8 protein-coding genes are annotated in these 7,469 nt (G+C 33.8%); all 8 read left to right on the forward strand.

The features are described 5' to 3' along the window. Nucleotides 1-518 precede the first annotated feature (518 nt). A complete protein-coding gene (locus ACK5ON_RS01825) occupies nucleotides 519-908 on the forward strand; it encodes an HYC_CC_PP family protein (RefSeq protein ID WP_409819303.1) in 390 nt (129 codons plus the stop codon). A 91-nt stretch (nucleotides 909-999) separates the two neighbouring features. Continuing rightward, nucleotides 1,000-1,872: a DUF3347 domain-containing protein gene (locus tag ACK5ON_RS01830; protein ID WP_409819305.1), complete on the forward strand. Its 873-nt coding sequence runs from the start codon at nucleotides 1,000-1,002 to the stop codon at nucleotides 1,870-1,872. An 11-nt stretch (nucleotides 1,873-1,883) separates the two neighbouring features. Next, nucleotides 1,884-2,954, forward strand: a complete 1,071-nt coding sequence (locus tag ACK5ON_RS01835) for a YncE family protein (RefSeq protein ID WP_409819306.1) — start codon at nucleotides 1,884-1,886, stop codon at nucleotides 2,952-2,954. Further along, nucleotides 2,955-3,515, forward strand: a complete 561-nt coding sequence (locus tag ACK5ON_RS01840) for a helix-turn-helix domain-containing protein (RefSeq protein WP_409819308.1) — start codon at nucleotides 2,955-2,957, stop codon at nucleotides 3,513-3,515. A gap of 93 nt (nucleotides 3,516-3,608) precedes the next feature. After that, entirely contained in the window at nucleotides 3,609-4,322 is a 714-nt protein-coding gene (locus ACK5ON_RS01845; protein ID WP_409819310.1) for a heavy-metal-associated domain-containing protein, read from the forward strand. A 14-nt stretch (nucleotides 4,323-4,336) separates the two neighbouring features. Beyond that, the gene (locus ACK5ON_RS01850; protein WP_409819312.1) at nucleotides 4,337-4,843 is read left to right on the forward strand and encodes a heavy-metal-associated domain-containing protein; all 507 of its coding nucleotides are present in this window, start codon (nucleotides 4,337-4,339) and stop codon (nucleotides 4,841-4,843) included. Then, complete coding sequence (locus tag ACK5ON_RS01855) at nucleotides 4,840-5,667, forward strand: hypothetical protein (RefSeq protein WP_409819315.1); 828 nt, start codon at nucleotides 4,840-4,842, stop codon at nucleotides 5,665-5,667. The genes ACK5ON_RS01850 and ACK5ON_RS01855 overlap by 4 nt, the downstream gene beginning before the upstream one ends. 80 nt (nucleotides 5,668-5,747) lie before the next feature. After that, nucleotides 5,748-7,469: multicopper oxidase domain-containing protein (locus tag ACK5ON_RS01860; RefSeq protein WP_409819318.1), on the forward strand; the 1,722-nt coding region annotated here is incomplete at its 3' end.

Raw genomic sequence — 7,469 nt, forward strand, 5'->3', positions numbered from 1 at the left:
GAAACAATACTTGAATGAAGTGAAGCACTTACAGGAAACTAACTGCGTTCAGTAAAATTTAATTGCTTTTTTGTAATATTGTCATCATTCCAAACTGACGGAAAGATTCGCCAAGCTACCATTAGATGGATGTATTTGCGCATATTTATAGCGCATATAAGTCAGTTATAGCCAATGATAAAAACGACCGTGCAAACATCAAACAGACGACTAAAAACAAGAAAAAAGTAAACCATTTTGACAGGTGACCAAAGACATAGAAACAATATTACAAATGGACAACGAGTAAGCCGACACTCTTTGCTGACCCTATGTTTTTTTATTTTTTTCCCCACCGCACTTTTTAAAAACAATTTTAGCCAGCCACACAAGTGGCACATTTGGTTTTGCCCCGACACACAAAGCCGACCCTTCGGCAAAACCAAAAGAGCCACTTTTTGGCATCGCTTCGTTATAACTTTTATGACAAAAAACAAATCAAGTACAATATTTTACCTAACTTTGCGTTCAATCTAATAATGAGAAAATTTGTAGTTACATTATTGCTTTTACTTTATATGATACCCACTTTTGGTGTCAATGTAAATGTGCATTATTGTGGTGGGGAACTTTCATCTATTTCAATCGGAGCGAAATCAGAAAACCCTTGTACTTGTGGCAGCAAAAAGATGAAGAAAAATTGTTGCGAAGACAAAACTTTTTCTTACGAAGTTGATGACAACCAAGCAAAAACACAAGAGTGTCTCTTAACTTTTTCTAATTCATTTAATCTTGATGTAGCTCTGCCATCCTCATTTGAGATTTGCTATGTTTGCTTTCCAACAATAGTATCTGAATACTATTTTCACCATCCCCCAAACAATGTAAAACCTCCTCTTTACATTCTCAATCAAGTATTCCGTATTTGATTTTTGATAACTCAAAAGTTTTGCCGACACTGTAATAGTGGCTCGGCTAATTCTGTTTTCAAATCTTTTCTAAATATAAATTCAAACAAAAATGAACATTTTCAATAAAATAACGATGATGCTTTGCATTGCATCTACTTCGCTCACAAGTTGTGAAGCCCAAGTAAAAAATGCTAAAACCGAAACTGTAAAAATTTATGGTAATTGTGGTATGTGCGAAACAACCATTGAAACAGCAGGTAACGTTAAAAAAGTTGCCAAAGTGGATTGGGATAAAGACACAAAAATAGCAATTATCACCTATGACAGTATGAAAACAAATCAAGATGAAATCTTAAAACGTATTGCACTAGCTGGTTATGATAGCGACAAATTCCTGGCTCCCGATGATGTGTATAGTAAACTGCACGGTTGTTGCCAATATGAAAGAGTAACTAAAACAACTATTGTTAAAACAGACGTTGTTGACGACCATTCTTCGCACAATCACGATGCTACAACAACAGAGAAGCCAACAGAAACTTCCCAAGAAGTAAATCAGTTAAAATCGATTTTCGATAACTATTTTGCCTTGAAAGATGCTTTGGTAAAATCTGATGGAAAATTAGCCTCTTCAATAGCTAAAGAATTACTTTCCAATATTAATGCAGTAAATATGACTAAACTTTCAACCGATGAGCATACTGTTTGGATGAAAGTAATGAAGGATTTAGCTTTTGACACCGAGCATATTGAAGAAACAAAAGATGCAGGACATCAAAGAGACCATTTTACATCGCTTTCAAAAAATATGTATGCTCTTATTAAAGTTTCAAAACAAGAAACTCCAATCTATTACCAAAATTGCCCAATGTACAATGATGGCAAAGGAGCAAATTGGTTGAGCAAAGAAAGTACAATAAAAAATCCTTACTACGGTTCGCAAATGCTGTCTTGTGGTAAAACGGTAGAAACAATTAAATAAAATTTCAAACAATGAAAAATTCAATTTCCACAATAGCAATTTTTGCGGTTTCAATTTTTGCTTTCACAATTTCATCGTGCAAAAAACACGATATGGATGATATGAACCACGATGCAGGTCATACGATGCTAAATATAAATTATCCAGCAGCTTATGTAGTAAATGGAGTATCTAATAACATTTCAGTTATCAAACTTTCTGATAATACTGTTTCTGAAACCATTAGTTTGAATGGAGCAACATTTCCGCATCACATTTACATAAACCCAGCAAAAACTAAGTTGGCTGTGGCTATTACGGCAACTGACCTAAGTGGCGGACACGCAGGACACAGTGGAGCAACTGCTGGCTTAAAAGTTCAGATAATTGATGTTGTAACTGGAATGATTGACAAAGAAATTTCTTTGGCTAAATTACCACATAATGCCATTTTCAATAATTCGGGAACAGAACTTTGGATAGGGCAAATGGATACTATTCAAAGCCAAGTTTTAATTTACAAAACATCAGACTGGACACTTCAAAATACCATAAATGTTGGCAAGGGTCTTTCAGAAGTTACATTTTCAAACGATGGAACGATGGCTTTTGCTTGTAATACAATGGATGGAACGGTTACCCTTATTGATGCCAATTCAAAAATGATACATACAACACTTACAGTTGGCACTGACCCTGTTGGTGCTTGGAGTGCGAGTAATGGCAAAATGTATGTTGATAATGAGATGAGCCAAACAGTTTCGGAAATTTCTGTATCGGGGATGAACGTAACAAGTACCATAAATTTAGGCTTCAAACCTGGTTATGTTGCATACCATACAGCAAGCGGTGAACTGTGGGTTTCTGATGCCACTAACGGAAAAGTAGTTTATTATACTATAGTTGGCGGTGTTTGGACTTTGCAAGGCAACATATCAACTGGAGCAGATGCTCACGCAATTGCATTTAATAGTGACGGAACTAAAGCGTATATAACCAATCAAGGGTCAGGAAACGTTTCTGTTATAGATGTAGCAACACATACAGTATCTCAAACAATATCAGTTGGTTCTAAGCCAAATGGCATTGCTATTAAAGAGTAAATGAAACTCTATATCAAAAATATGGTTTGTAGTCGCTGCAAAATGGTAGTGAAGTCTGAGTTGGAAAAACTCGGACTTCATCCTATTGCAGTTGAATTGGGAGAAGTAGAAATTTTGGAAGGAGCTATTGATAGCCAAAAAGGAATACTACTTAGTAATTTACAATTATTAGGTTTTGATATTATAGACGACAAGAAAAGTAAAACAATTGATAAAATCAAAACACTTATTATTGATTTAGTTCAAAGCAAAAACAACGCTATCAAAACCAATCTTTCTGACTATTTGACAAGTCATATTCATCAAGATTATAACACATTAAGCAACTTGTTTTCGGAAGTAGAAAACACAACAATAGAAAAATATTTTATCAAACTAAAAATAGAAAAAGTAAAAGAACTATTAATGTATGAAGAACTCACATTAAATGAAATTGCTTACCAACTCAACTATAGCAGTGTAGGATATTTGAGTAATCAGTTTAAGAAGGTCACGGGTTTTTCGCCTACTTATTTTAAACAATTAAGAGATAAAAAAAGAAAGCAAATTGAAGATTTGTAAAAGTTACAACACATTCACAAAATTCCACAATAGATAATTTGAAAGCAAAAATGAAATTTGTACCATAAAAATAACCAATAAAAAAACAAAAAAATGGTACATAAATATCAAGTTACAGGAATGACCTGTTCAAGTTGCGAAGCTACAGTAAAATCGGCTTTGTTAATGGTGGAAAACGTAACAAACGTTGAAGTTTCAAAAAACGAAAATTCGGCAACAATTACAATGGATAAGCACATTGCCATATCAGATTTACAAAAAGCACTTCCCGAAAAATACAAAATTTCGGCATTGCATCATAGTGAAATAACAGAACAAACAAAATCGTGGTTTGAAACTTATAAACCAATTTTATTGATTTTCTTTTACATCACTTTGGTAACATTACTTGGACAAGTATTCAATCATCATTTTGATGGAATGCAATGGATGCAACACTTTATGGCAGGATTCTTTTTGGTGTTTTCATTTTTCAAAATGCTCAATCTAAAAGGTTTTGCCGAAAGTTATGTAATGTATGATGTGGTCGCCAAGCGTTTACCCGCTTGGGCTTTCATCTATGCTTTTACAGAATTGGCTTTGGGCATTGCCTTTTTAATCAATTTCAATCCGCTTATTACCAACAGTGTAACATTTGTAGTGATGAGCATCAGCATCATCGGGGTTTTACAATCGGTACTTAATAAAAAGAAAATTCAATGTGCTTGTTTGGGTGCTGTTTTCAATTTACCAATGAGCACCGTCACCATTATTGAAGATGCTTTGATGATTGCAATGAGTGGAATTATGCTCATTTATGTGATATAATTAATATAAATAAAATGGAAAATAATAAATTCAATAGAAAAAGAGTATTACTCACAATAATACTTTTGATAAGTGCTACAATAATTAATGCACAAATATCAAAAATCGAACTTCGAGCAACAGGGTTAACTTGTTCAATGTGTTCCAATGCAATATTTAAACAATTAGAATCAATTTCAGATGTTGACAGTGTAGCAACTGATTTAAACACGAATACCTTTATTGTTTTTCTAAAAAAAGACAATAAATTAAATCCAAAGACTTTTAAAGATAAAGTTGAAAAAGCAGGTTTTTTTATTGGTGTATTTATCGTTACAGCAACACCTGAAATTCTTGATCAAAATATTTATATTTTAGTTGATAGCAAACTTGAAAAACAAACAGAAATAAATTTTCAAGTTTTAGATAAAGGGTATGTAACAGAAAAGGAATTTAAAAAGCTATCCAAGACTTACAAAGACGTGGCAACATATTCTACGAATAATGAAAACGATTTTCACATTAAAATTTTAAATCAATGAGATGGATTGTTGCCTTTATCGTTATATTAACTTATCAAAAAACATATAGTCAAGAGTTGTTTGTGATTACTGACCCTGCCAGTAATGTCCCCGCTAACTCTTTAGCTGTTAACATAATGCAGTCTTCGTTTAAAGAGCAATTTGAAAAAGGATTTAATTATCACTTTATGCCAGAAGTAACTTATGGTTTATCTAAGAACCTAATGTTTCGTGGTTCAGCGTTTATAAGTAACAGGAGCAATCAACTATATGCCGAAGGTGGTAGTATTATGGCTAAATACCGATTTTATTCTACTGATGACTTAAACAGTCATTTCAGATTGGCAGCTTATGGAAGATATAGTTTCAATAGAGCCGATATTCATCAAGAACAGATAGAAATAGTAGGACATAATACAGGGTTTGAAACTGGAATTATAGCTACAAAGCTGGTCAAAAAATTAGCAATCAGCACAACTGTGAGTTATGAAAAAGCTTTCGACAACAGACCTCAATATGATTTCCCAAGTAATTTTGGCGATAACGCAACCAATTATACGCTTTCATTTGGAAGATTGATGTACCCTAAGAAGTACACAAGTTTTAAACAAACCAACATAAACATAATGGTTGAGTTTGTAGGGCAAACTATTAATGAAAATGGAAAAACATTCTTTGACATTGTTCCAGCGATACAGTTTATTTTCAATAGTCAAGTTCGTATAGATTTAGCTTATCGTAAAGAGTTATATAGTTCGATGCTTCGCACAGCACCAAATGGAGTTTATTTTAATTTATACTACACATTCTTCAATTTAAAAAAAAGAAATGATAATGGAAAATAAAAAACAAATCCCTGCATTGGGCTACTATTTTTTACAGCCTGCTGAAATTTGGCAATTATAATTAAAATGAAATTCTTAAAATGGTTTTACAAAAAATTCTTTCAAAAAAATTGCTGCCGATAGTAGTGTTACTATTGATCAGTAATAATATATCCGCTCAAAAAACAGTTCGCTACGACCTTTATGTAAAAGACACTTTGGTAAACTTTACAGGAAAAATCAAAAGAGCCATAGCTGTAAACGGTCAAATCCCTATGCCAACGCTCGTTTTTACAGAAGGCGATACGGCAGAAATTCACGTACACAATCAGCTAAAAGAAAGCACCTCGCTACATTGGCACGGATTATTTTTGCCCAACAAAGAAGATGGTGTGCCTTATCTAACGCAAATGCCTATAGAGCCAAATACAACGCACATTTATCGTTTCCCAATCATTCAAAACGGTACACACTGGTATCACAGTCATTCGGGATTACAGGAGCAAATTGGTGTGTACGGTAACTTCGTAATGCTGAAAAAACAAGACGACCCTACATTTAGAAAAGGGATTGATGATTTGCCAACTATTCCAATTGTATTAAGTGAATGGACAGACTTAAAACCTGAAAATATTCATAGAATGTTGCATAATGCCAATGATTACCCTGCATTGAAAAAAAATTCAGTTCAAAGTTATGCCGAAGCTATAAAAGCAGGACATTTTAAAACCAAACTCAAAAACGAATGGAAACGAATGTTGGCAATGGATGTTAGCGATGTGTATTACGAAAAAATATTAATGAATGGAAAACCAACTACAGAATTAAAAAACATTGATGGTCAGGAACTAAAAGCTGGCGATAAAGTTCGACTTCGTATTTCCAACGGTGGTGCATCATCCTACTTTTGGCTTACATACGCAGGCGGGAAAATTACTGTTGTGGCAAACGATGGAAATGATGTTGAACCTGTTGAAGTAGATAGATTAATTATTGCGGTTTCTGAAACCTATGATGTTATTATAACCATACCAGCAGAAAACACAGCGTATGAATTTTTGGCTACTACCGAAGACCGTACAAATTCTGCATCCTTCTATTTTGGAAATGGTATCAAACAACTCAAGTCGCCCCAACCACGATTAAAGTATTTTGAAGGTATGAAGATGATGAATGATATGATGAAAATGAATGGCGATTTAGACGATATGGGAATGGATATGAGTTTAAACCAAATGGATATGAATGTAGTAATGTATCCTGAAATTACAGGCGATACAAAATCAAAACAAGATGATAAAGACCCTAACCGCTACAATGCAAATGCTTTGGCAGATATTGTTACCTTGAATTATGCAATGCTCAAATCACCTATCAAAACAGCCCTCCCAAAAGATGCTCCTGTAAAGGAATTGCGGTTTGAACTTACTGGAAATATGAATCGCTATGTATGGAGTTTAGACAACAAAGTCATTTCCGAAACAGATAAAATTTTAATTAAAAAAGGTGAGAACGTCAGAATTATCTTGTATAACGGTTCAATGATGCGTCACCCAATGCACTTGCACGGACACGATTTTAGATTGCTCAACGGACACAATGAATTCGCTCCTTTAAAAAATGTTGTGGATATAATGCCAATGGAAACCGACACCTTAGAATTTAATGCTAATGTAGAAGGCGACTGGTTTTTTCATTGCCACATACTATACCATATGATGAGCGGTATGGGCAGAGTTTTTACGTATGAAAATCAAGCTCCAAATCCTTTAATACCAAATCCAAAATTGGCACAACGCAAACTTTTTGCTGATGATAGAAAA

It is taken from the genome of Flavobacterium sp. (assembly GCF_046317795.1).
Lineage (GTDB): Bacteria > Bacteroidota > Bacteroidia > Flavobacteriales > Flavobacteriaceae > Flavobacterium.